The organism is Paraburkholderia sp. EB58 (assembly GCF_050436665.1).
In the GTDB taxonomy this organism is placed as follows: domain Bacteria; phylum Pseudomonadota; class Gammaproteobacteria; order Burkholderiales; family Burkholderiaceae; genus Paraburkholderia.
This window is the reverse complement of sequence record NZ_JBNDMQ010000001.1, coordinates 278,924-301,306: the sequence shown is the minus strand read 5'-3', so window position 1 is coordinate 301,306 and position 22,383 is coordinate 278,924. Positions and strand designations below refer to the sequence as shown.

At 59.5% G+C, this 22,383-nt stretch carries 23 protein-coding genes and 3 pseudogenes; 10 read left to right on the top strand and 16 right to left on the bottom strand.

Features of this window, described 5'->3' with window-relative positions:
• Positions 1 to 67 precede the first annotated feature (67 nt).
• From P3T40_RS01420 to P3T40_RS01400, 5 genes and pseudogenes are all read left to right on the top strand, one after another.
• On the top strand, positions 68 to 1,018 hold the full coding sequence (locus tag P3T40_RS01420) for an alpha-E domain-containing protein (protein ID WP_429265889.1): 951 nt from the start codon (positions 68 to 70) through the stop codon (positions 1,016 to 1,018).
• A 13-nt stretch (positions 1,019 to 1,031) separates the two neighbouring features.
• On the top strand, positions 1,032 to 1,829 hold the full coding sequence (locus tag P3T40_RS01415) for a transglutaminase family protein (RefSeq protein WP_429265888.1): 798 nt from the start codon (positions 1,032 to 1,034) through the stop codon (positions 1,827 to 1,829).
• A gap of 231 nt (positions 1,830 to 2,060) precedes the next feature.
• Positions 2,061 to 2,144: pseudogene (locus tag P3T40_RS01410) on the top strand (HU family DNA-binding protein); the annotation flags it as partial.
• A gap of 177 nt (positions 2,145 to 2,321) precedes the next feature.
• Entirely contained in the window at positions 2,322 to 2,546 is a 225-nt protein-coding gene (locus P3T40_RS01405) for a hypothetical protein (protein WP_429265887.1), read from the top strand.
• Between the two features lie 187 nt (positions 2,547 to 2,733).
• Positions 2,734 to 3,174 carry an SET domain-containing protein gene (locus P3T40_RS01400; RefSeq protein ID WP_429265886.1) on the top strand — a complete coding sequence of 147 codons (441 nt, stop codon included), beginning with the start codon at positions 2,734 to 2,736 and terminating at the stop codon, positions 3,172 to 3,174.
• A gap of 594 nt (positions 3,175 to 3,768) precedes the next feature.
• On the opposite strand, the gene P3T40_RS01395 is transcribed toward P3T40_RS01400, so the two are convergent.
• The 4 genes from P3T40_RS01395 to P3T40_RS01380 form a co-directional block, all read right to left on the bottom strand.
• Positions 3,769 to 5,328: a class I SAM-dependent methyltransferase gene (locus P3T40_RS01395; RefSeq protein WP_429265885.1), complete on the bottom strand. Its 1,560-nt coding sequence runs from the start codon at positions 5,326 to 5,328 to the stop codon at positions 3,769 to 3,771.
• A gap of 196 nt (positions 5,329 to 5,524) precedes the next feature.
• Complete coding sequence (locus P3T40_RS01390; protein ID WP_429265884.1) at positions 5,525 to 6,211, bottom strand: haloacid dehalogenase type II; 687 nt, start codon at positions 6,209 to 6,211, stop codon at positions 5,525 to 5,527.
• Positions 6,212 to 6,283: 72 nt separating this feature from the next.
• Positions 6,284 to 7,846 (bottom strand): solute symporter family protein, encoded by a 1,563-nt coding sequence (locus P3T40_RS01385; protein WP_429265883.1) that lies wholly within the window; start codon positions 7,844 to 7,846, stop codon positions 6,284 to 6,286.
• A complete protein-coding gene (locus tag P3T40_RS01380) occupies positions 7,843 to 8,226 on the bottom strand; it encodes a DUF485 domain-containing protein (RefSeq protein WP_429265882.1) in 384 nt (127 codons plus the stop codon). The genes P3T40_RS01385 and P3T40_RS01380 overlap by 4 nt, the downstream gene beginning before the upstream one ends.
• A 355-nt stretch (positions 8,227 to 8,581) precedes the next feature.
• Between P3T40_RS01380 and P3T40_RS01375 the strand changes: the two genes are divergently transcribed.
• Entirely contained in the window at positions 8,582 to 10,246 is a 1,665-nt protein-coding gene (locus tag P3T40_RS01375) for a sigma-54 interaction domain-containing protein (RefSeq protein ID WP_429265881.1), read from the top strand.
• Here P3T40_RS01375 and P3T40_RS01370 read toward each other — a convergent pair.
• The 11 genes and pseudogenes from P3T40_RS01370 to P3T40_RS01320 all read right to left on the bottom strand — a co-directional run bounded on the left by P3T40_RS01370 (position 10,230) and on the right by P3T40_RS01320 (position 19,154).
• Positions 10,230 to 11,885, bottom strand: coding sequence for a methyl-accepting chemotaxis protein (locus P3T40_RS01370; protein WP_429265880.1), 1,656 nt, complete (start codon positions 11,883 to 11,885; stop codon positions 10,230 to 10,232). The genes P3T40_RS01375 and P3T40_RS01370 overlap by 17 nt on opposite strands.
• Before the next feature lie 122 nt (positions 11,886 to 12,007).
• Positions 12,008 to 12,649 (bottom strand): DUF1109 domain-containing protein, encoded by a 642-nt coding sequence (locus P3T40_RS01365; protein ID WP_429266118.1) that lies wholly within the window; start codon positions 12,647 to 12,649, stop codon positions 12,008 to 12,010.
• Between the two features lie 155 nt (positions 12,650 to 12,804).
• Positions 12,805 to 13,308, bottom strand: coding sequence for a DoxX family protein (locus P3T40_RS01360; RefSeq protein WP_429265879.1), 504 nt, complete (start codon positions 13,306 to 13,308; stop codon positions 12,805 to 12,807).
• Between the two features lie 95 nt (positions 13,309 to 13,403).
• A pseudogene (locus P3T40_RS01355) lies at positions 13,404 to 13,832 on the bottom strand (DNA-binding domain-containing protein); the annotation flags it as partial.
• A complete protein-coding gene (bufB, locus tag P3T40_RS01350) occupies positions 13,822 to 14,742 on the bottom strand; it encodes an MNIO family bufferin maturase (RefSeq protein ID WP_429265878.1) in 921 nt (306 codons plus the stop codon). The gene bufB and the pseudogene P3T40_RS01355, both read right to left, overlap by 11 nt.
• A gap of 32 nt (positions 14,743 to 14,774) precedes the next feature.
• Positions 14,775 to 15,086, bottom strand: a complete 312-nt coding sequence (locus P3T40_RS01345) for a BufA1 family periplasmic bufferin-type metallophore (RefSeq protein WP_429265877.1) — start codon at positions 15,084 to 15,086, stop codon at positions 14,775 to 14,777.
• A 589-nt stretch (positions 15,087 to 15,675) separates the two neighbouring features.
• Entirely contained in the window at positions 15,676 to 15,978 is a 303-nt protein-coding gene (locus P3T40_RS01340) for a putative quinol monooxygenase (RefSeq protein WP_429265876.1), read from the bottom strand.
• A gap of 383 nt (positions 15,979 to 16,361) precedes the next feature.
• Entirely contained in the window at positions 16,362 to 17,003 is a 642-nt protein-coding gene (locus tag P3T40_RS01335) for a DUF1109 domain-containing protein (RefSeq protein ID WP_429265875.1), read from the bottom strand.
• A complete protein-coding gene (locus P3T40_RS01330) occupies positions 17,000 to 17,545 on the bottom strand; it encodes a sigma-70 family RNA polymerase sigma factor (protein WP_429265874.1) in 546 nt (181 codons plus the stop codon). Before P3T40_RS01330 ends, P3T40_RS01335 begins: the two co-directional genes overlap by 4 nt.
• A 16-nt stretch (positions 17,546 to 17,561) precedes the next feature.
• The gene (locus P3T40_RS01325; protein ID WP_429265873.1) at positions 17,562 to 18,368 is read right to left on the bottom strand and encodes an SDR family NAD(P)-dependent oxidoreductase; all 807 of its coding nucleotides are present in this window, start codon (positions 18,366 to 18,368) and stop codon (positions 17,562 to 17,564) included.
• A gap of 84 nt (positions 18,369 to 18,452) precedes the next feature.
• Positions 18,453 to 19,154: a glutathione S-transferase family protein gene (locus P3T40_RS01320; protein WP_429265872.1), complete on the bottom strand. Its 702-nt coding sequence runs from the start codon at positions 19,152 to 19,154 to the stop codon at positions 18,453 to 18,455.
• A gap of 174 nt (positions 19,155 to 19,328) precedes the next feature.
• Here P3T40_RS01320 and P3T40_RS01315 point away from each other — a divergent pair, with 174 nt between their 5' ends.
• Complete coding sequence (locus tag P3T40_RS01315; protein WP_429265871.1) at positions 19,329 to 19,922, top strand: TetR/AcrR family transcriptional regulator; 594 nt, start codon at positions 19,329 to 19,331, stop codon at positions 19,920 to 19,922.
• A gap of 33 nt (positions 19,923 to 19,955) precedes the next feature.
• Positions 19,956 to 20,072, top strand: a pseudogene (locus P3T40_RS01310) (AraC family transcriptional regulator); the annotation flags it as partial.
• Positions 20,073 to 20,160: 88 nt separating this feature from the next.
• Here the strand turns inward: P3T40_RS01310 and P3T40_RS01305 are convergent.
• On the bottom strand, positions 20,161 to 20,934 hold the full coding sequence (locus P3T40_RS01305; RefSeq protein ID WP_429265870.1) for a YkgJ family cysteine cluster protein: 774 nt from the start codon (positions 20,932 to 20,934) through the stop codon (positions 20,161 to 20,163).
• Positions 20,935 to 21,218: 284 nt separating this feature from the next.
• Between P3T40_RS01305 and P3T40_RS01300 the strand changes: the two genes are divergently transcribed.
• Together P3T40_RS01300 and P3T40_RS01295 are read left to right on the top strand one after the other, a co-directional pair.
• A complete protein-coding gene (locus P3T40_RS01300) occupies positions 21,219 to 21,608 on the top strand; it encodes a thioredoxin family protein (RefSeq protein WP_429265869.1) in 390 nt (129 codons plus the stop codon).
• Entirely contained in the window at positions 21,608 to 22,336 is a 729-nt protein-coding gene (locus P3T40_RS01295) for a cytochrome c biogenesis CcdA family protein (protein ID WP_429265868.1), read from the top strand. The genes P3T40_RS01300 and P3T40_RS01295 overlap by 1 nt, the downstream gene beginning before the upstream one ends.
• The last annotated feature ends 47 nt before the right edge of the window (positions 22,337 to 22,383 follow it).

Genomic DNA, 22,383 nt, shown 5'->3' with positions numbered 1-22,383 from the left:
CGGAACCCGTGACAAGGAAAGCCGGCGCGAGGTCCCGCCGGCGCGTCACTAAAAATGGAAAGCCGTCATGCTAAGCCGCACTGCCGACCACCTCTTCTGGATGGCCCGTTACATGGAGCGTGCCGAGAACACCGCGCGCATGCTCGATATCAACCTGAAGACGCTGCTGTTGCCGCAGACGCCTGAGCAGGAGGCCCGCGCGCAGCGTTCGGTACTGCGTATCTCCGAGCTCGAAGCGGCCTTCGCGAAACGCTACGACGAACCGACGCGCGAACACGTGCTCGATTTCATGGTGGCGGACTCGACCAATCCGTCGAGCATTCATTCATGCCTGCAGGCCGCGCGTGAAAATGCTCGCGCCGTGCGCGGCACGTTGACCACCGAATGGTGGGAGACGATCAACGACACCTGGCTCGAGTTCAACGAACGCACGGCGGCCGGTCAGCTCACCGCGAACCCGGATGAACTGTTCGAGTGGGTCAAGTTCCGCTCGCACCTCTCGCGCGGCGTGACGATCGGCACCGCGCTGCAGGACGACGCGTTCTTTTTCACGCAGCTCGGCACGTATCTCGAACGCGCGGACAACACCGCGCGGATTCTCGACGTGCGCTTTGCCGACGTCGAACCGAATTCGCGCGACGCGGCCCGCCAGCTCGAAGACTTCTACTACTGGACCTCGATTCTCAGTTCGGTCTCGGCGCTGGAGATCTACCGCAAGGTGTATCGCGACGTCGTGACGCCCGCGCGCGTGGTGGAACTGATGATCCTGAACCAGCAGATGCCGCGCTCGCTGCTCGCCTCGCTTGAAGGCGTGTGCGTCAATCTGGCGATGTTGCGCACCTCAGGGTCCAACCAGTGCGAGCGCTTTGCCGGCAAGCTGCGCGCCGAGCTGGTGTACTCCGACATCCGGCAGATCTTCGAAGCGGGCCTGCATGCCTATCTGACCCAGTTCCTCGCCCGCGTGTTCGAACTCGGCAATCTGGTGGCGCGGACCTATCTGATGTTGCCAGTCGCCTGACGGAGTTTTCTTTATGTACCTGACGATCCGCCACGACACCGCCTATCGCTACGAAGCGACGGTTCATTATTCGATCCAGCAGTTGCGTCTGACGCCTTTGAGCGGCGCGTCGCAGACGGTGCGGCGCTGGAGCATCGACGCGCCCGGCAAGCTCGATGCCACTTTCGACGCCTACGGCAACGTGCTGCACACGCTGGTGCTGAACAAGCCGCATAGCGAGATCCGCCTGCATGTGTCGGGGGAAGTCGACACGATTCCGCTCGTCGACGGGCTTTTGCGCGATGCGGTGGGTCCGATTCCACTCGAGCATTACACCTGCTGCACACGTCTCACTGAAGCGGATGGAGCCATACGCGAACTGGCGCAATCGGTGCCGTCGCTCGGCACGCCTCAAGGACTGATCAAACTGTCCGAGGAGATCGCGCAGCGCGTGGAATACCGGCCAGGCAGCACCGACGTGACGAGCACGGCCTCCGAGGCGCTCGCGCTCGGCAAGGGTGTATGCCAGGACCACGCGCACCTGATGCTGGCGTGCTGCCGCGCACGCGGCATCCCGGCGCGTTACGTAAGCGGTTACATCGAGCCGGGCGAGGCGCCGCAGGGCGCGAGTCACGCGTGGGTCGACGTCTGGCTCGGCGCCGGCTGGATTTCGGTCGACGTGACGCGTGCCGCCTTTGCCAGCGAAATCTACTGCCGGCTGGCGGCGGCGCGCGACTACGAGGCGGCCGCGCCGGTGCGTGGCCGGCGCATCGGCGGCCTTGAAGAGAAGCTGAACGTCTCGGTCACGGTGAGCGCGCAGGCGCCACAATAAGAGGCATCGAACGAAAGACGGGGCGCCGCCGCATTGCAATAGCGGCGTTTGCTGGTCTTCTGGATATTCTCTATGACTTACTGTGTGGGTAAGTCGAGTTAAAGTAGATTATTGTTTAATATCATGCGCTTGGAATGGCGCGAGTGCTGCCAGTTCCTAATCAGCTACCCATGTAGCTAGCCGTTTTGACGTAGTTGTCGAGTTGGAGACGAAGCGGCATTGCGCGCGGCGACTGGTGGTGAGATCCAGATCCCCGCAGCAAAGACCGTGAAGTTTACGGCGGGCAAGGCGTTTAAGGATGCCGTGAACGCCTGACCGCGCGTAGCCGCCGCTGCGGCTGCGCCCGTGGACGAGCGAAGGAGGGTCGTCACCAGGCAGATGGCCCGTTTCGGGGGGATCGACTGATCCAGCGTCCTGGACGGGGCCTGGCCGGCCTGGTAGCATGTCGTGCCGGAACGCCGCGGGTTACCGTGGCCCTGCTACTGGCTGGATATGAACAAGGCTGGCGATATGAAAATCAGACGGTCGCGCATTCAGAAGGAAGTCCTCTGCCCGCCGATCGGGACACTTCTGCGCTACCGCACGCGCATCGTGCGCGTCATAGCGGAAGCGCGGGGACAGCGCGCAATGATAGAGTCGCTCGATACCGCCGGCAGGAGCTTTGTCAGCACCGTGAAATGGCACAGCCTGCGCGAGCTCGGTGCCCAGTTGTTCTAGTGTGAAAGGCAGTCGCAGGGCGGGTCAGCCTCCCATATCGAAGGCCCGCGTGAAGGATCCCGGATACCCGCCTCCAGGTCACTGTCCGATCCAGTGGCCCGACAACGCACGACATGTCACGTGGTTTTTGTGGAGGGGGAAATCTGTCGCTCCTATACTGGCGGGAATATCAGTCAAGGGAAACAGTATGCGGCGCGTGATTGTCCGGCGATCGTCCGTCCACGGGAAGGGTGTGTTTGCGATGCGGCCGCTGGCAGCGGGTGAGCGCGTACTCGAGTACAAAGGTGCAATCACACCGTGGCACGTCGCAGTACGCCGTCATCGGCGTAATGGGATTGCGGGACACACGTTCCTGTTTGGCCTGTCGGACGGGCGTGTCATCGACGGCAGTTGCGGGGGTAACAGTTCACGATGGTTGAACCACTCCTGCGCACCGAACTGCGAGTCAATTGAAGACGGCGGTCGCATCTTTATCCAGGCGATCCGGTCAATCGAGGCTGGCGAAGAACTCTTCATTGAATATCTGCTGGCTGTCGAAAGTCCGATGGATGAAGACGTTCGTGCGCAGTATGCCTGCCGATGTGCCGCGACGTGTTGCCGACAGTCAATGCTGGCGACAGCTGCGTGAACAGAACGACGCAGGGGATCGGGGAGATCATTGCGATCCCGGAGAGAGGTTATCCCCTCCGGAGGACAGTAGGGGAGGTAAGTCTCCCGGAACTGGTTGAGCGGCTTGCACTGGCGCTAACGGAGATGCGACCGGGTTCATCTGTCCTCAATGCGCTATCGATTCTGAGCCGCGGGCTTGGCCCGGCGAGCGAGACAGCTGCTGCAAAGACGAGGCGTTCACGGGCTGCGCGACGTGTTCGCCAGACGGCGGTCGAATCGTTGCCGCTGTTTTCCTGAATCCGACCCGCGGCTCTTAGATATCCGAACCATCGACCCAGTCGCCAGTTCAACAATGGCACGTTGAATCTGCCACGCTGTTTCTGCAGAAGGCTGAACAGAAAATTAGCTTTGGCGGCGGAGGGCAATGATGATGCCACTCGACTGCATCGCGCTCGCACTGCAGTGCGCACCTCAAGACTCACCGGTCACGCGATCGCGGCGGTCGTTCGGACAGAGCGCTCGATCCTTGCCGCAACCTGGCGGTGTTCGTTGCGACGCCCTTCCATTGCAATTGGTCTGAAGCGGGCAGGTACGCTACCACGCCGATCTCATTTCAAGCGATCCCCAGTGCCTGCAATATCGGTAGATGAATCTGAGCAAAGCGGTTCGCTTTCGCTATTAGGTCAGCCAGAGAAACCGCTGCGCCCGATGGCGGCCCTGACGTTGCTCGCGCAGGCTGGGGAGTCGCGCGCAGCACGGACTCAGCGAACTCAGCCCATTGCGTCGGCTGCTGCATGTGATGCAGTCGTGCCAATAAAAAGAGTTGCGCCACACGCGGCATCAAAATCCCCGAACCCGAGACCGGACTCACCAGAAACTGAACTTCGTCATGATGGCGCGCCTGTTCGCAGATCACCGCGTTCAGCCTGTTCGCCAACGGCCGGGCGGCACTGATTTGCGCGTCATTTTGGGCATTCAACAAAACGCCCATACCAACCAGTAGCGTCACGGCCTTGACGATCTGCGCCAGTATGATGCCCCGTCCACGAACGCTGTTTTCGATATCGGACACGGTCATCGGACGATAGCTGTAGAGCGCGTCGAGAATGGGGCCGTATAGCGTTTCCGGTAACAGCGTCTCCCCCAGCGCACCGCGCACTTTCAGCACCACGGAGGCTCTCGGCAGGGCCAGGATCACCCGATGGGCGCGCAGTTTCGCGTCCCGCTCGTCGTCATTGAGCGTCCGTGGGGCCTTGATCCAATAATCGCGCCGCAACGACCGGTTTACGCAGAAATCGCGCACCGTTTCTCGCAAACTCGTATCCGCAATGTCCGCTAACAAAGCGCGCTGCGCCGGGTTGAGGTTGATCTCATCAACGTGATCGCGATAGTCCGCAGATCCCCCATAAGTCAAACCCGCCGCGACAAGCGACGAGGCGACCTGCAAGAAAGACATGGGGTGCCAGTCACGGATGAAATACTCATGCGCGAGATAGTTCGGGTTCTCGCCGGACAACGCGTCGACGCGCTCGGCAAGCAGTGGGTTACCCAGTGCATAGCCCGGCTGCGTAGCAAATACGGCCCGCGCAAAATCGACGGCGGCTTTAATGCGCGTCTGCGTGCGCTCTTCGGCACCCGCGTCGTGGTGCGGCTCGGATACCGAACCGATTTGAAAATGCCGCTGCATCAATTCGCGCACGGGCAGCATCGCGGCCCATCCCGGCTGGGTGTTGTAGCTCAGATACAGCACGCCACCGGCCTTGAGCTTGCGGCGTATGAATTCAACAATCAGCGCACGATTTTCGTCCGAAATCCAGCTCCAGATGCCGTGCATGCCGATGAAATCGAAATCCGGTAAATCGTCGCGCCGGCAGAACTCCGAAAAAGGCTCGCCGAACAATTGCGCCTGCGATTTGGCACTGTCCGCAAGTCGTCGGGCGAAGTTCGCGTGAGACGGGTGGAAGTCGGTGCCGTACCATCGCGTTGGAGACCCGGCAGCGTGAATATTTATGCTCAAGCCATGGCCAAAACCCAGCTCACAAGCGGTATGCATAGCTGGCAAAGCGAGCCCAGCGTGCAGCAAAGGAAGGCTCAGCCGCAGCGGATTCAGCTCGTCGCAATAGCCGAATGTGTATGCAATCTCATCAACGTAGCCTGTGTCCGACTCACTCATGTTTTAGCTCTCGTTCTTTGCGCGGGTACCCGCATTGGCTCCTCAGATTGCCGAACCGGCTGTCTGGCGATGCCCGACACGATACCGGTGGCTGGCACGTAATGCAAAGCATCCTTGATGCGGGCTAGAGTCTCGGATCTGACGCGACCTTCAGCGTGCAGAGCCGGGCGCGCATCCTCGCGCCCCCGGTCCTCAATCAGCGCGGGACCGCCTGGCCGAGCCATAGCGGCAGGTCGTCCAGCCGCGACACGATATGGTCGGGCTGCTGGCCGAGTTCTTCGAACGAACTGTCAGCCCGGTTGACCCAGCAGACGGGATAGCCGAAATGCCGGGCCCCGGAGGCATCCCACGCGTTTGACGACACGAACAGGATTTCCGACCGATGCAGCCCCATCGTGTTTTCCGCCAACGCGTACACGTCAGGATGCGGCTTGAACACCTTGACGTGTTCCACGCTGATCAGATGTGCGAAGTGTCCTTCGAGTCCGGAATGACTCACCACGCTGTGAATCGAGCGCACTGACCCATTAGAGAGGATCGCTAGCGGCAAGTCCATTGCCTGAAGTTCGGCGAGCGCCGCCGGCACCTCCGGATACGGTTGGATTTTCAGGTACTCGTTGCACAGTGTGGTTCGCACGTCGTTCGTGAGCATCAGTTTCAGGTGGCTGCAGGTGTAGCGCAATGCATCGTCGGTGGCTTCCTCGAAGGGAAGGTAATGCCCCATCAGACTGCGCAGCCACGTGTATTCGAGTTGTTTCTGCCGCCAGATCATGCTGATTTCGAGCCCTCGTCCGGGGAAGTGTTCGCTGCAATGGCGAGCGACTGAATGCACGTCGTAGAGCGTGCCGTACAGGTCGAAAATGATTCCTTTGATGGCTTTCATAGGGTTTCTCCGGGATAGGTGCAGGAAGGCCGACGCCGGATCAACGGTGCGGCCAGGGACGGGTTGAACGGGTTACTTCGGTGTATGCCCAGGGTCGAGATCGAAGCCGGTGTGTGCCCTGAACACGAAGGCATCGAAGCGCGCTTCGTGCGCTTCGCGCATGGCACGTCTTCCTCGGCGACTCGTGATCATGGTGCCGGCCCACGCACCGGCAAATCCCAGTGGCATGCTGAGAATCGTCGGGTTCACGATCGGGAAGATGGCGTGTCCCTTGAGGAACGCGGGTCCGAGGAAGGCGAGGAGCACCGACGATGCGAGTCCGGCCGCCATCCCGCCAATCACGCCCGCGGTATTGAAGCGGCGCCAGAATATCGACAGCAGGATCACCGGGAAGTTGGCCGAAGCCGCGACCGCAATCGCGAGTATGACGAGCACGCCGACGTTGATGCCTTGCGCAAGCAGTCCCAGCAGCACCGCCACGACGCCCACCGCCACGGTGGCGATTCTCGCGATGCGCACCTGGTCGACTTCGCCGACCTTGCCGTCGCTTATCACGTTCACGTAAAGATCGTGCGCGATGGCGCCGGACGATGCCAGGGTCAGACCGGCGACAACGGCGAGGATCGCCGCGAACGCGATTGCACTAATGCACGCGAGGAAGATTTGACCACCGAAGGTTCCAGCCCCTCCGCCGAGATATTGCGCGAGCAGCGGCAGCGCAAGATTGCCCCCCTTGTCCGCTGCGCGGATCGCATCCTGTCCCACGAAGGTGGCTGCGGCAAAGCCGATCAGGGTCGTGACCAGAAAGAAGCTTCCCGCGAGAAACATCAGCCACAGGACGGATTTGCGTGCGGTCCGCGCGTCGGGCACCGTATAGAAGCGCGTCATGATGTGAGGCAGGCCCGCCACCCCAAAGATGAACGACAGGAAAAGTGATAGCGGATCGAGCGGGTGATGGAAATAGCCGCCCGCGACGAGCATGCGCGGGCCGTAGAGGCGCTCCACCGACGCGAACAACGTCAGGGCGTTGAAATGCACGGCCGAGAGCAGCATCAGCACCAATACGACCGCCGCGACAAGCAACAGAACCGCCTTGACGATCTGCACCCACGTGGTCGCGATCATGCCGCCGAACAGCACGTACACCATCATGCCGACGCCGACCAGTACGATCGCCAGGTCATACGGAATGCCGAGCAGCAGCTTGATCAGCGCGCCCGCACCGGCCATTTGCGGGACCATGTACGCCAGATTGACGACCACTGTGCCGATCACAGCCGCGAGCCGCGCATGGCGGCTGCGCATGCGCTCGGCCACTACGTCACCGAAGGTGAAGCGGCCTGTGTTTCGAACCGGCTCAGCAATGAGCATCAGCACGACAAGGAAAGCAACCAGCGCGGCTACGGCATAGAGGGAACCATCCATGCCGTACAGCGACACGAGGCCTGAAAAACCGAGGAAGGCCGCGGCGCTCATCCAGTCGCCTGCCAGCGCAAAGCCGTTCGCCCGCGCCGACAGGTTACCGCCCGCGGCATAGAACTCGCTGGTGGTATGCGTGCGTCGCGCCGCCCACCATGTGATAGCCAGCGTAAGCATGAGAATGAGCAGAAAGATGCCGACGGTCATTGTTTTCATGTCCGGCTCCGATGGCCGACGTCGTCGGCAGCCTGCGCAGCCCACGCGTCGAACCGGTTGTTGGCCACATACACGTAAACGCACGCCACCGCCCAGCTCAGCGCGTACATGAGCAGCACGAGCAGATATCCAACATTGAACGCCCCTGCCACCTTATGCGCCATCAGCGGGCGGTCGTAGCCGGCGAGCAGCGCGGTGCCCAGGATGAAGAGAAGGCTAAACCCCAGCAGCGGAGCGACGACGCGGATCTTTGAGCTGACGAGCGCCCGGAAGCTCATCAACTCAACCGGTGCGATTGGCGCCTCGGACCCCTCGACGATGGACAACGGGATTAACGAACGATTTTGCGGCGAATGCGGGTCGTGCGACAGCTCGATCATCGATGTCTCCGTGCTTTTGTAGGTGTGTCCGCGTAGGCAGGCCGCGTGAGGTGGCGGACCACTCGCCATTCAACGCAGCGCAATCCATAGAGCAAGGTCCACGCCAGCGCGCAGCAGACGTGCCGCGCGCAGATCGCGCGGTGCTTGCGCCTAAGCCTTGGGGGCTGGCGCGGCGTACGTCTGTGCCCCTATCGGGTCCTTCATAAGTCACCGCTGACCCTGCTTCAGGACCGCGAGGCGAACCAGTTTTGACATCGGCCGATTCAGATTTGACTCAAGCTTCGACCCGACAGGCGGGCGGCGGATATTCGGCTTTGCTGGTGTATGCTGGATCGTCGAAAAACACGGATGGCATATGGACACGAGGGCCTTGATGGCGACGCTGGACGACTTGCCGGTTGGCGTCGCGGTGATCCGGGATGGACGGGTCGAGTGGCAGAACGCTGTGGTTCGCAACGGCATTGCAAGGGACTCGCGAGATCCTGGTGTGATTCACGAGTCGCTCGCCGCGCTGGGTTCGATGCGCTTCGCCGGAACGGATCAGGCCGCTGCACAGGTGGAGTTGGGCGGCACCTGTTACTACGTTGGTGTGCATGTGTCCGGCGAGTCGGCGTTGGTGCTGCTGATGGCCGGGATCGATTCAGAAACCCCGTTTCCGGAAATCGTGCGGCTTCGTCAATTGTGCCAGGATCTAGAGGAGATCTTTCGCCATTCCTTTGACGGCATCTTCGTTGCAGACGGCCGCGGCGTGACGCTGATGGTCAACGAAGGCTGTGAGCGCAACTATGACCTGAAAGCAGCTGACATGATAGGCCGGCATGTGTCCGAGTTCGAGCAGAAGGGCTGGATCCAGCCGGTGGTCGCGCAGCAGGTTGCCGCAACCGGGCAGCGCATTTCCACCACGCAGCGAACGCATACGGGAAAGACCATTATGGTCACGGGTATTCCCCTGTTCGACGCGCTTGGCCACGTACGCAAGGTGATCATCAATTCGCGCAACACGACCGAGTTGATCCAGCTTCAGGATGCACTTGCAAGGGCGAAGGCGGACCTGCAGCGTGTGGACGCGGAGATCGAAGCGCTGCGTTTGCAAAACGTGAAGGTGGACGGCCTCGTTCTACGCAGCGAACCGATGCAGCGCGTTGCGAGTCTCGCGGCGCGCGTGGCCAAAGTTGATGCGACTGTGCTGATTACAGGTCAATCGGGTGTGGGCAAGGATGTGCTTGCGCGACTTATCCATGGGGAAAGTTTCCGGGCGAACGGGCCGCTGATCAAGATCAATTGCGGCGCGCTACCGCGCGATCTGCTCGAGTCGGAGCTGTTCGGCTACGAGCCCGGTGCGTTCACCGGGGCGCAGCGGCAAGGCAAATCCGGACTGATCGAACTGGCGCACCGCGGTACGCTCTTTCTGGACGAGATCGGCGATCTGCCGCTTGATCTGCAGGTCAAGCTTCTGCAAGTCCTGCAGGACCGCATCATCGTCAGGCTCGGCGGCACGAAGTCGATTTCCATCGACGTACGCGTCATCGCGGCGACGAACCGTGACCTCAAGGCGATGGTGCTGGAACGCAGCTTTCGCGATGACCTGTACTACAGACTCAATGTCGTGCCGATCACTGTGCCGGCGCTCGTGGAACGCAAGGACGACATCGCGCCGCTCGTGCTTCAGTTCGTCGACGAATTCAACGAGCGCTACGCGCTGCACCGCAAGGTCTCCGAGCAGGCGATTGCGTTGCTGCTCGCGTATGACTGGCCGGGCAACGTCCGCGAACTGAGGAACGTGGTCGAACGGCTTGTCGTGACGAGCCAGACCGACGTAATCGGGCCAGAATTCCTCGATGGCGTGCTGCCGGCCGACGTGCTGGACGAGGAGCCAAACACGTTTCGCCAGCGTGTGGAACGCTTCGAGCGCCGCCTGATCGAAGATGCGTTGCGCCAGCATGGCAACACGCGTGAAGTCGCGAGGGTGTTGGGGCTCAGCCAGTCAAGCGTGGTCCGCAAGCTCAGGCGCGGCAAATAGAAGATCTATTTCGCCGGTCTGATCTGACTGGCAGTGCGGCAGCAACTTCAGTCTGGCGTGCCGTAAGGCCGTCCTTTGCAGGATCGACTTCCAGCCTGAAGACCGACACGACCTCGCGCAGCGTGCCGGATTGCGCTGACATTGATTGCGCTGCGGCCGAGGCTTCTTCAACCAATGCGGCGTTTTGCTGCGTCACCTGGTCCATCTGTGCAACAGCGGTATTGACCTGTTCGATACCGGTATGCTGTTCGAGCGATGCGGAGGTAATCTCTTCCATCAGATCGGAGACACGCTTGACTGCCTGGACCAGCTCGCCCATGGTCGTGCCGGCTTCGTTCACCAGATTCGAGCCGGTCTTCACACGGTCAACCGAGAGCGTGATGAGTCCTTTAATCTCTTTTGCAGCGCTGGCACTTCGTTGCGCGAGCGTTCGCACTTCTGCTGCGACAACGGCAAAGCCGCGACCCTGGTCGCCCGCACGCGCCGCCTCTACCGCCGCGTTGAGCGCGAGAATGTTGGTCTGAAAAGCGATTCCTTCGATCACGGCGATAATATCGGTCACCTTGGCCGAGCTTTCCGATATTGCATGCATGGTCTCGATGACCCGGCCCATTACATGGCCGCCACGCTGTGCGATATCGGATGCGCCCGCTGCGAGCGTGCTGCCCTGTTGCGCATTTTCAGCGTTTTGCCTGACGGTGGAGGTCAGCTCCTCCATGCTTGCGGCGGTTTGCTCGAGCGATGCGGCCTGTTCTTCGGTGCGCTGGCTCAGATCCGTATTGCCTGCTGCGACTTGCGCAGCACCCGTCGCAATGCTCTCGCTGCTCAATCGTACCTGCCCAACCAGTTCTGCGAGTCTTCCATTCATATGTTTGAGCGCTCGCAGTAGCTGGCTCGTTTCATCCTTGCCGCTCACTTCGATTTTCGAGGTGAGATCGCCTTGTGCGACCGTTTGGGCAATCTTTACGGACGCGCGAATTGGAACCGTTATGGAGCGGGTAATGATGAACGCAACGATGAGGCTCAACGCGATGGCTATTCCGATCAGCACACACGTAAGCACCACGGCGCTGTGGAAGACGGCCGCAGCCTGCGTACCTGAGTCGTCTGCTCCCTGACTGTTGAGGGCGATATCCTGCGCAATGAGCTCAGTGACTTTGGTGAATACGCGCGAAGACTCGCCTCCAGCGAAAGCCCGGGCGTCACTGAAATGCTCATCTCCGCTGTCGGAAAGCTCGTTCAGCCGTTTGTCCAGGGAAAGGTACGTGCTCCATGCTGCCTTTATCTGGTTGGACAGTTGCAGTTCCTCGGCGGAGCCGACCACCGCCTCGTACTGTGGCCACACCCGTGCAAGCTCATTCAGCGCTGCGTCGTGTTTCGAGCGCTGGAACTGACGCTCCGAAGCGCTGGTTGCAATCAGATAACTTAAGGATGCCTGGCGCGCCTCATCAGCCAGCGCGCGGATATTACCCAGGCGCTGGACACTGGGAAGCAGGTTTGTTGCAAGGTCCTGCGTGCCATCGTAAATGCGGGAAGCCTGGTTGAGGCCCAGCGCGCCGACCAGGCATAGCAAAACGAGCGTCGCGCCAAATCCAATGCCAAGGCGAATGCTGATTCTGAGGTTACCAATAGCTTTCACGATGTTCCTTCGGGTGTGGGTTGCAACAAGCGTTGACTCAGTGTCCAATCAATACGTACAACCCGTATTGATCAGGAAACCCGCTTTCTTGCAACGTGATTTCGCTTGGCGCCCTCGACGGACTACCACCGCAAATAGAGTGGAGCAAATAGGGCACCTATACCAGCGGTTATGATGATGCCCAGTACGTACCAGACGCCCCAGAACGGTACTGACATCTCTGAACAGTAAAGGGAATATACGAGCACACCTTGTGCGCCAGCGAGCAGTCCGGCGCCTGTACCCGCCAGTATCAGGCGAGTAGGAGCGAGCCCCTTCAAGGCATGCATCACAGCCACAAGTGATGGCAAAGAGAGCAGAACAATATTCGCTGTGGTGACTCTCCACGTTGTACCTAACATCAGTTGCAGGCGATAGCCTCGTGGAGTCGCGAGCACCATGAACGTGGCGACGAGCAACATGGTAATGAATGGTAGTGTGACCGCGAACCATGCTAGCTTGATGGGTGCGCCGGGCCGTCCAAGACGTCCAGCGAGGTTCAATGCGGTTATGAGTGTTGCTACCGGAAACGCGAGTCGTACCCAGAACATCGTCGTCAATAGCAATTCCGGCATATCGCTCCGGATGCCGTAAAGCACAACCAGCAACGCCGTGCTGCTGGCCAGGCCAACACTTAGCGCGCGATTAAGCTTTCTGGAAGAAAAATTCGACTCGATCGGCGTCAAATTGTTAGTCAACCTGAGTATCAGATCTGAAGTTCTCATGTTGCTCAATGGAAAACATCCGTACATTCGGAAAGCGATACGTAGTGCAATACGGATATGGGTGTCGGGCACGAGCTCGGTCGGGGGCGCGCAATAGTTCGAACCTGTCGTCCCGACGCTCTCAGGTTTACATTGCGTTCGATGAGCACTTCAGGTCAGGACCTGAACGACCTGTCACCCAGCAGATAGTCAATGGATATCCGGCCCGGCCCCCAGGCCGCAATGCCCAGCGCCATCCCAACCCAGGTCAAGTGGATCGGCCAGCCCTCAGGCACGGTCAGTTCGATTATGCATGTCATTAGGATCAGACCGGCTGCGGCGAACCGGGTGCCCAAGCCAAGCACGAGCAGCACCGGAAATGTCACCTCGCCGCAACCCGACAGAAACGCAAAAACCGCTGGAGCGGGAAACGGATAAGGACCACCTGGCAGATGCAACTGGAACTCCTGCGTGAACAGATCGATTGCGGTATCGTTGAGCTGAAGGAAGCCGTGCCATTTGAGAATGCCGGATTTCCAGAACGGCACGGCTAGCGCTATCCGCAGCACGAGCTGGACGAGCCACGGTTGCGCGAGCGTCTGGATCAGTCGTCTCGCGGTAACGATCGCGGATAGGAGTACGGCCGGTAAGGGCAGTTTAATGTTCTGTGGGTTCGACATCCTGGTCAATCTCCGTGTTGCACGTGAACGCCGGTAAATGCGCCGGCTGAAAGCATCCCTGCCAGGTTGGCCTGGATATCGAAGGAGGGTGCTTCGATTTCGGCTAACGCCTCGGCAGCGAGAACGGGCAGATCGGCGGCGTGATACGCGTCCAGCCACGCCCGCTCGATGCGCGCCGTATCCGCAAGCCAAGGCATCTCGCGGGCATATTCGTAGGTTTCGATGAAGGCAGGAAAGTCGCGCCCGTACTCGAACAGCAGCGGCGAAGTGGAAGGCGTTGCGCGGACATGAAAGCGCGCCATCGCCCTGAAGAGGCCGAAGCCGGTGATGCGCTGAATCGCAGGGTAGACCGCCGCCAGTGCATCGATGAGACTGACAGTGACGTTGTTGCGATAGACGTTGTATCGCTTGACGACGCGCTTTCCCGGCGCGGCGACCACGTCTTCAGGCGCCTTGATCGATGGGTCCGTCAAGCCTGGCGCAAACGTGGTGGCGTATCCGCATGAAGGATTTTCAGACAGCACGGCTGGCCTCCACCGCGAGTAGTACCCCTTCTCGCATGATTTGCTGCGCTGATTGCGCTTGAGCTCGCAACACGGACCAGGCGGGAAGGTTGCTGTCCCATTCCACCAAGGTCGGCCGCGGGCCGATCCGCGCAACGAGATCCCGATAGAGACTCCAGACAGAATCGGAAATGGCACAGTCGTGGCTATCAATGAGCAGCGGTTCGTCTTCGTCGTCGCGTTGCTCGCTATGTCCGGCGAGATGTATTTCACCCACGTGTTCAAGCGGGAATCCGTCAAGATACGCCTCGGCGGAAAAGCCGTGATTGGTTGCCGATACAAACACGTTATTGACGTCCAGCAACAGGCCGCAGCCGGTTCGTTGCACGACCGCGCGAATGAATTCGGTTTCACTCATCGTCGAGGACGCGAAGGCGACATAGGTCGACGGGTTCTCTAGAAGGATGGGGCGTTTGATCACATCCTGGACCTGGTCGATGTGTTCGCAAACATGCGCAAGAGTTGCTTGCGTGTACGGCAAAGGCAGGAGGTCGTTGAAGAATGTGCCGCCATGTGACGACCACGCCAGGTGCTCGGACACCAGCATGGGTTCGTAACGCATTACCAGTTCGCGAAAGCGCGCAAGATGCGCGAGGTCCAGCGCGGTGGGTGCACCGATCGACATGCACACGCCGTGAACGGAGAGTCGATAGGCTTCGCGGATGGCCGCTAGTGCCCGATGCGGTGGGCCGCCGGCGCCCATATAGTTCTCAGCATGAACCTCGAAGAATCCATCCTTCAGTCCGTCTGCGAGAATCGCGCCAAGGTGTTCATGCTTGAAACTGGTTCCGGCTGCTCCTTGAGCGCCACGCGTCATGCCATGGGAGCAGCCAGTCTCGCAAACCGCCGCTGTACTGGTGGAATCGTTCATGGCCGCTCCCGTTCCTCTTGTCGTTTACCGGATCAGGACTTCAGCGGGGTGAGCGAGCCGTGGCCGCCACCCGGCACTTCGATACTCGTGCAGGTGCCGCCCTGAACAAACTTCCACGAGTTACCTTGAAAGTCCATCGCGGACGTACCCTGGCACGTGGTGCCAGGGCCGGCGGCGCAATCGTTCTGCCCCTTCAGGGCAACGCCGTAGCACTTCTCCTTGTGAGCAGCGATAGCGGCGCTTGCCTCCGCATTCGTGAGCGGTGCTGCGTGGGCGACCGAAGCGAGCAGGCTTGCAACTACGCCGGCGATCAGAGTGGAACTGACAGTGACTTTTGCGGACATTGCATTTCTCCAGAAGTTTAGATTGGGCGGTACCCGTGATGGATACGTTAGCTAATTCGTGAGCTACAGATGTCTGGTTACAGGGAAGTCTTCTTTTTTTGCTTTCAACCTGTTGCGCGACGAAATCAGGCTGCTTGCTCAACGAGCTGGCCAGGACATGGCGGACGTGCACTATAGAAATAGGCAACATCGCTGCACAAAAGTGAGCGAATTTCTCATGGACCCGCAGTTACGTACTGCCAAAAAATAATGGCTTTGAACGATTTTTACTACGCAATACTAAATTCATAAAAAGACGCTAGAAGCAAATTAAAATGCTCGCTAGGTGGGCGCGCGAACTTGAAGGATCGCATCAGCGGTGCGGTAAGCAGTTCAGTCGCCCGAGAGTTTCTTGGGCGACGGAGTCGCCGTCAAACGGACAGGGCAGCGCGTTAGCCGACCATTCTTCGGAACGGTGCGTTCGAACTCTCTGTATGTTTATGTCCGTAACAGATCTAACAGACACCGGTATGCCAGCATCCGGACAGGTCGCTGGCATACATCTTTCGCTTCGACTCTCAAACCCTTAACACATGAGAATTTCCAAGACTCATCCTGGCAGCTTGTCGGCCAGCACGTCGGCTCGCCGTATCGACGGAGGATCGGTCAGCAGTTCGTCTACGCGTCCTAGCAACGCCTCGGCAACACGACCGTTAAGATGCGCGTCCCGACCGGCCTCGTCCCCGAAGGCATCGAATATCCCAAAAGTATAGGTATCGAACCGCACGGCGAACCATGCCGTTGTTGCCGGCTCCTGTAGCACCAGGGCCTGCGCACTGGCGAGAAAGGCTGCCACTACGTCCTCTTTGCCCGGCTTGGCTTTTATTTCTACGAATAACGCAACATTTGTCATAGCTATGCTCCCGATCAATCGTTCGCGCCGTCAATACAGCGATGGAATCCGATACGTCTGCATAAGGTTGTACCGGTCAATGCCCTTGCATACGAGGCAGTGTGCGTGTTAGTTCGGTGGACGGCTGCTGCGGGTTACATGGATGGGAAAATATTCTCGGCCATGCGTCAGGCGTTAATAATTCCGGGGCCGGGCCGTTTGGGCGTTTGGGCGTTTGGAGCCTGACGGTACAAAGACTTCCGAGCAATTTGTTGATTTCGCGCGTGGTGCTGGAAGTGCAGTGGCACTGAAGGTGTGACCTCAATGCATGTCAAACAATGAGAAGTGGTAAAGGCAATGTGCGAGTAGGTGCGACGCTGCGGGCCTCACTATCAATGCAACGTTCACCAGCGAAGGAGTTTGGGGCCAAGCACCGCCCCGAGCGCGGCCGGAAGCAGCATGCCAGCCACATACCAGATGCTCCAGAACGCTGGACTCATCTCAGGACAATGAAAGCAGTACGCGACCGTGCCAATCGAGCTTGCGAGCAGCCCGGAAGCGCCACCGGCGAATCGTAGGCGAGTAGGCGCCAGCCCTTTGACAGCCCAGAATATAGCGATGAAGCCGGGAACAGCGAGCAGAAGAATGTTGAACGGACATGACCGCCATGAGTGCCCAAGTATCACGGGCAGCCGGTCTTGTGGTGCCGCGGTAAAGACGATCAGAATTGCGGCAATCCAGACGATTGCCACCGGTGTCGTTATGACGGGCCATCCGGCTCCAACCCTGGCGCCGGGGCGCGCCAGCCGGACGGTTGCAATCAGCGCACCGATTGCAAGGCACAGCGGGAACGCGAGCTTCTCCCAGAAGATCACAGTTTTGACGACGATGCCCAGATCGGGGCGAATGCCAAAAACTGTCGCCATGAGCAGGGTCGCGCCGATGGCGGCGACTGGCAGTGAGGCACCGAATCGACGGGCCGCACTGCCGCTTTTTACGGGAGTGATCCCGGTAGAGAGCAATCCGACAAGGTCTTCCGTTCTCATGCAATTCTCCGGACGTGTGTGGCCAGAGCCTTGAGTCCCCTGTGGATGCTGACCTTGACGGCCGACTCCGATAATCCCGTCAACTGGGCGGCCTCTGCAATGGACAGTCCCTGCAGCTTGACATGCATGATCGAGACCCGTTGCTTGTCCGGCAGGTGCACCAGTAGTTTGCCGATATCGCGACGGGCATCGGCTGCTTCGTCGTCCGACTCGGTGAAGATGTCGTCGTGCTCGTCAAGTGGGTCGTGCAACGACTCCCGTCGCGTACGTGTTCTGAAGAAATCCATCAGCTTATAACGCGCAATCGCATGGACCCACGCGGTCAGCGGCTCATCTGGACGGTAGGTATGACGTGCATTATGCACGGCCAGCAGGATTTCCTGAACGAGGTCCTCGACGTCGTCGTGAAGTTGTGGAATCCGCTTGCGAAGATAGCCCCGCAGGTGACGCGTCAGTTCGTACAGGAATGAGCGATACTCGGATGCGTTGCCCGCCAGACCTTTGACAAACAACGTTTTCAGACGCTGCTCTGCGGAGTACAAGGTTCTGACTCCCTGTTCAAAGGGCAGAGTGGTCCCTGACCGCATCCTCGAGCGCAGCTTTCATGCCGGCAAAGCGTCGGTCAAGCGCAGCAGGGTCGTTGCGGTTCAGCGTGATCATCTGTTCGCGCGCTTCACCGCCACGAATGACCTCGAAGGCGTTTTCTTGAAGCCCCGCGCAGATCGCATCCGCAACCGCTAATGCGGGTTCGCGTACGAAGCCCAGTTCGGCTCCGGCTCGTGAAGTCCGCATCATGGGTGTCTCCGTTGCCCCAGGGTACGCCGTCATGACGTGGATTCCTTCTCCCGCGAGTTCGCGTCGCAAGGCCTCACCAAAGTGCGCGAGTCCTGCCTTGACCGCCGCGTAGGTCGTATAAAACGGCATGCCTATCAAGGCAATTCCTGACGCCACGTTCACGACGGCGCTGTCGCCGCTCTCACGCAGGCTTGGCAGAAGTGCCCGCGTAAGAAGAATGGGGGCGACGAGATCGACTTCGATCATTGCCAGGATTTCGGCGTCTGCCGTGTTCTCGAGCCTGCCGGCCCTCACACCGCCTGCGTTGTTCACCAGTATGTCGACGCCGCCGAGCGCTTCGAGCGCCCCTGCAACAGTTGCATCGCGACCTGATTGCGTTGCAACGTCAGCCGTGATGGCTCGCGCTGCAACGCCTGCCGCGCTCAGACTCGCGATCGCCGTATTGAGCCGGTCGCTTTGCCGGCCGCTGATTGCCACATGCGCGCCCTTCGAGCCCAGAACCTGGGCGAGCGCCAGACCAATGCCACTGGAACCGCCTGTAATCAACACCCGCCTGTTCCTGATTTCCATTCCTCGTATTCCTTGCGTGATCCGCTTCTCTGGCGCTTCTGGTCGTCTTATCGTACGGGGTGGGTTTTCCTGCGATTCCCAGCGTTAAGGCACTGCGTAGTTAGACGGAAACAGGGCGCGCCGCGCCTCTTCATCCATCTCCTGCTTGAACGCATGTCCGGTTCCAACTGTTCTCGCGCGAACCGCGGCAGGGCGGGCGTCAATTTCCGCGAACCAGCGCTTGAGATTGGCAAACGGCCTCAACGGGTCATCGGAGCCGGGAAGGACGAAAGCGGCCCGTGCTATCCAGCCCCACGCAGACATATCGGCGATCGTATAGGTTTCTCCGACGAGGTACCTGCGGCCCGCCAGGTGGTCGTCGAGTACCCGATAGTGCCGTTCTGCTTCGCGGCGGAACCGGTTGATCGCATATGGCAGCTTCTCCGGAGCCGCGTGCTGGAAATGCACCGACTGACCGGAGAACGGTCCAACACCTGAACTGATGAAGAAGAGCCAGGAAAGCAGTTCCGGGCGATCAGTTGTAGCACCGAGATACTTTCCGGTCTTCTCCGCCAGATAAAGCAGAATAGCGCTGGAATCGAACACCCGGGCCTCCCGCCCGTCCGGTCCATCCCTGTCGACGATGGCGGGAACCTTGCCGTTCGGGTTGACCTTAAGGAAGGTTTCGAGGTGTTGTTCACCCTTCTTGGTGTCAACCGGCCGCAGTTCATATTCGAGGCCGGTTTCCTCAAGCATCAGGGCAACCTTTGCAGGGTTGGGTGTAGGGTGAAAATATAAGTCGATCATGGTGTTCCTGCGCCCTCGGTTCGGAAGGCCTGGTGCGTGATGGATACCGTAAGTTGTCAGGGGAGGTTTGCTATCGCCCCAAGCCATTCTAGATCAAGTGATCTAGAATATCGCAACGTGTGTGACGTTGCAATGTCGACTGGCCGGACGTTGCGCGATGACTGGAGTTAAAACATGGCCCGACCACGGGAATTCGATGAAAATGCGGTTCTTGATGCGGCCGCACAACGGTTTTGGATCTATGGCTATGAGGCCACTTCCGTCCGGGAACTGGCGCTGGGCATGGGCATTACGGGAGCGAGCCTGTACAACGCGTTCGGGGACAAACGGTCACTGTTTCAACGGGCGCTGGCGCGTTATGTCGAAACGAGCTTCGGCGACCGGGTATCAAGGTTTGAGCGGAACCTGCCGCCCCTGGATGCCATCAAGGCATTCTTCGGGGAGATTGTGGAGCGGTCGATCCGCGACAGGGACCGTAAGGGATGCCTGCTGGTGAATTCGGCACTTGAGGTTGCACCACATGACGCCGAGTTTCAGGCGATGATCGCTAAGGTATTGGTAGAAGTCGAAGCGTTTTTTCGGCGTTGTGTGCACGCTGGCCAGCAGGCCGGCGAGATATCAACTGCACAGCCTGCTGATGACCTTGCCCGGTTACTGCTGGGGGTACATCTCGGCATACGGGTGCTTGCCCGGACAAGACCGGAGCGCGCGTTGCTGGAGGGAGTTGTACGACCAGCGTTGGCGCTTCTCGAGCCCAACAGTACTTGAGCCCCAGACGGGTGCCCCAAGACTTCAGCCACCACTGAGGAAATTGCCAGACGGGTCGGTTTTTCTAGCCGCAGCAGCTTCTCATCGGCGTTCACGGCGATGTACGGCGCCGATCCCACGAGACTCCGGCGCGCAGGCGGTTCAAGGTAGCGGCGCAATGGATCGAATTTGCGGCACTTAACGCTGCACATATGGACGGGAATGAGCTTGCTACCTCCGGAGTCCAATGGGACGAGCGCTAGTTCGCTTCGAAGAGCGGGATGTAGCCCTCGTTCGGCAATAGAGCCGTGTGCATTTCCGAACGGGCACCCACTGAACTGAGGGTGTCGACGGTAGTGCGCCGATTTGACAGGATACGCCACGATGCCGCTCCCGTAGCTGACGAGGTCGGATTCAGCGCTCTATATAACTCATCAAGCATGGCACGAGGTGGGAGCGTGTACGTTACGAACCCCTCGTTGGCCAACGATGCAGTCTGAAAGCCAGCATTGCCACAGAGACGTTCTTTCACAGGCACATCATGTATCGATGCCTCGCGCGAGTTCTGGATCAGGTCTACCATCATCGAGTCCATGATTTGACCGCCTTTGATGAGTGGCGGCCTGTCGATCGTCCAGGCTTCGGGCGGGCAGGCCTTATGTGTTGGCATAAGTTCAATGAAGGGATTGATTTCAGCCGGATAGATTCTGCACACGTTGGGCCTTGCCTCGTATCCGCCACATCGCATATCGGGTTGCAGGTGCGGGCAGGCGCCATCGAAGGCGGCAACGACTGTCACCATCACGCGGATTGCAAGTTCACCGCTTTCGGCGGCAAAAGACCGGATTCGCCGGTGTTGCACTTGACCATCGTCCGTTGACGGCTCGACGGGCCACGGCATCGCTTCGCAAAACACCTCGACGACTCCCCCCCGTTCTAACCAGCTTATGGCTTCGTTAACGCTGAGGGGTAGACGAAGATTGTGACAACAATTGCCACACATCGTGCATGCGAAGTTTAAATCACTGGTCATAGTCGACCTCAGGGTTCAGAAAGTGGAACATACAAAGGGAAACGAAAGCCCGCCCAACTTCGGCTGCAATCGATAATTTGCTAGTTCGATCTGACGCCCGCTTTGGTTACATCGCGAATGCGAAATGGACCGCCGCTTCACCGGACGCATACGTGACCAAGCGAGAACTGCGAACAGGGGCGCGGCAGATTTGAGCCGCGCTGTAACCGATATTGCCGAATATCCGAACTAGGATTGAGGTATCGACTGTTTCCCTCGCTTCTAACCGCCAAAAGGGTCCAATCATGAACCAGATGCGATTCGTTAAACACATCGTGGGTGCAGCGTTGCTGGCTGCGGTAGCCACGGCATTTGCGGGTGAGGTGCCATTTACCCAGGCAAGGTTCGATCAGACGGTCTCATCGGGCCAGCCTGCGGTCGTATATCTGCATGCAAGCTGGTGTCCGACGTGCCGGGTTCAAAAGCCGATCGTCGACCGTCTGTCCGCCGACCCCAAGCTGAAGCAGGTGACCATTTTCATAGCGGACTACGATGCGGAAACGAAACTGAAAAGAGAACTCAAGGTAACCCAGCAGTCGACGTTCGTTGTCTTCAAGAACGGCCACGAAGTGGCGCGTTCGACGGGGCAGACCCAGGAGGCGGCAATCCGGGCTGTGTTTGAACAGGCTTTGTGATGCAATTCACCGCTGCAACATATGGCTTAAGTCTCGTCGCCGGGTCGGCATCGGTGTTGTCTCCCTGCGTCCTTCCGCTACTCCCGATACTCGCGACGTCAGCGTTGGCTAAACATCGACTCGGCGTCATCGCGCTGGCAGGCGGCCTGGCCATTTCATTTGCGGGCGTCGGCATATTTCTCGCCACCTTGGGGGCGTCAGCGGAACTGGACCCTGAGGTCCTTCGACGTGGGGCTGCGAGCCTGATGGTGTTTTTCGGCCTTGTCATGTTATCGGGCACCCTTCAAAGGGCATTTTCCCGGCTTAGTTCCGTCGTCGGTGCGAAGGGCCAGCAGGCGCTTGACGATGTGAAAGGAAACGGACTGCTCGGGCAGATGATGGTCGGACTGTTGCTGGGGTTCGTCTGGACCCCCTGTGTCGGGCCAACGCTGGGTGCGGCAACGTCGCTAGCGGCACAAGGTCAGGACCTCGGCCATATCGCTATCCTGATGGCGCTGTTCGGTCTGGGTGCGGCACTGCCGCTCGTTTTACTCGGAACGATCTCGAGAGTTTCACTCTTGAAGATGCGAGGCACGCTCGCCGCGTGGGGTAAGACGGCCCGCTGGACGCTCGGTGCCCTTTTCGTTGTCATGGGGACGATCGTCATCACTGGCGTCGACCGTCAGTTGGAAACCCTTCTCCTGTCCGTCAGCCCAACCTGGCTAACTGCGCTGACAACATCGATATGAGCGGGTCGGTTGTACGGTAAGGCAGAAGGAAGCAGACCCCGTTCGCG

Excerpts from the sequence above, each read along its gene's own strand:
- P3T40_RS01320 (WP_429265872.1), bottom strand. The coding sequence starts at position 19,154 with ATGATCGACTTATATTTTCACCCTACACCCAACCCTGCAAAGGTTGCC.
- P3T40_RS01345 (WP_429265877.1), bottom strand. The coding sequence starts at position 15,086 with ATGTCCGCAAAAGTCACTGTCAGTTCCACTCTGATCGCCGGCGTAGTT.
- P3T40_RS01305 (WP_429265870.1), bottom strand. The coding sequence starts at position 20,934 with ATGACCAGTGATTTAAACTTCGCATGCACGATGTGTGGCAATTGTTGT.
- P3T40_RS01400 (WP_429265886.1), top strand. The coding sequence starts at position 2,734 with ATGCGGCGCGTGATTGTCCGGCGATCGTCCGTCCACGGGAAGGGTGTG.
- P3T40_RS01340 (WP_429265876.1), bottom strand. The coding sequence starts at position 15,978 with ATGACAAATGTTGCGTTATTCGTAGAAATAAAAGCCAAGCCGGGCAAA.
- P3T40_RS01405 (WP_429265887.1), top strand. The coding sequence starts at position 2,322 with ATGAACAAGGCTGGCGATATGAAAATCAGACGGTCGCGCATTCAGAAG.
- P3T40_RS01380 (WP_429265882.1), bottom strand. The coding sequence starts at position 8,226 with ATGATCGAGCTGTCGCACGACCCGCATTCGCCGCAAAATCGTTCGTTA.
- P3T40_RS01420 (WP_429265889.1), top strand. The coding sequence starts at position 68 with ATGCTAAGCCGCACTGCCGACCACCTCTTCTGGATGGCCCGTTACATG.
- P3T40_RS01295 (WP_429265868.1), top strand. The coding sequence starts at position 21,608 with ATGCAATTCACCGCTGCAACATATGGCTTAAGTCTCGTCGCCGGGTCG.
- P3T40_RS01375 (WP_429265881.1), top strand. The coding sequence starts at position 8,582 with ATGGACACGAGGGCCTTGATGGCGACGCTGGACGACTTGCCGGTTGGC.
- bufB (WP_429265878.1), bottom strand. The coding sequence starts at position 14,742 with ATGAACGATTCCACCAGTACAGCGGCGGTTTGCGAGACTGGCTGCTCC.
- P3T40_RS01325 (WP_429265873.1), bottom strand. The coding sequence starts at position 18,368 with ATGGAAATCAGGAACAGGCGGGTGTTGATTACAGGCGGTTCCAGTGGC.
- P3T40_RS01390 (WP_429265884.1), bottom strand. The coding sequence starts at position 6,211 with ATGAAAGCCATCAAAGGAATCATTTTCGACCTGTACGGCACGCTCTAC.
- P3T40_RS01315 (WP_429265871.1), top strand. The coding sequence starts at position 19,329 with ATGGCCCGACCACGGGAATTCGATGAAAATGCGGTTCTTGATGCGGCC.
- P3T40_RS01335 (WP_429265875.1), bottom strand. The coding sequence starts at position 17,003 with ATGAGAACGGAAGACCTTGTCGGATTGCTCTCTACCGGGATCACTCCC.
- P3T40_RS01415 (WP_429265888.1), top strand. The coding sequence starts at position 1,032 with ATGTACCTGACGATCCGCCACGACACCGCCTATCGCTACGAAGCGACG.
- P3T40_RS01365 (WP_429266118.1), bottom strand. The coding sequence starts at position 12,649 with ATGAGAACTTCAGATCTGATACTCAGGTTGACTAACAATTTGACGCCG.
- P3T40_RS01395 (WP_429265885.1), bottom strand. The coding sequence starts at position 5,328 with ATGAGTGAGTCGGACACAGGCTACGTTGATGAGATTGCATACACATTC.
- P3T40_RS01360 (WP_429265879.1), bottom strand. The coding sequence starts at position 13,308 with ATGTCGAACCCACAGAACATTAAACTGCCCTTACCGGCCGTACTCCTA.
- P3T40_RS01300 (WP_429265869.1), top strand. The coding sequence starts at position 21,219 with ATGAACCAGATGCGATTCGTTAAACACATCGTGGGTGCAGCGTTGCTG.
- P3T40_RS01385 (WP_429265883.1), bottom strand. The coding sequence starts at position 7,846 with ATGAAAACAATGACCGTCGGCATCTTTCTGCTCATTCTCATGCTTACG.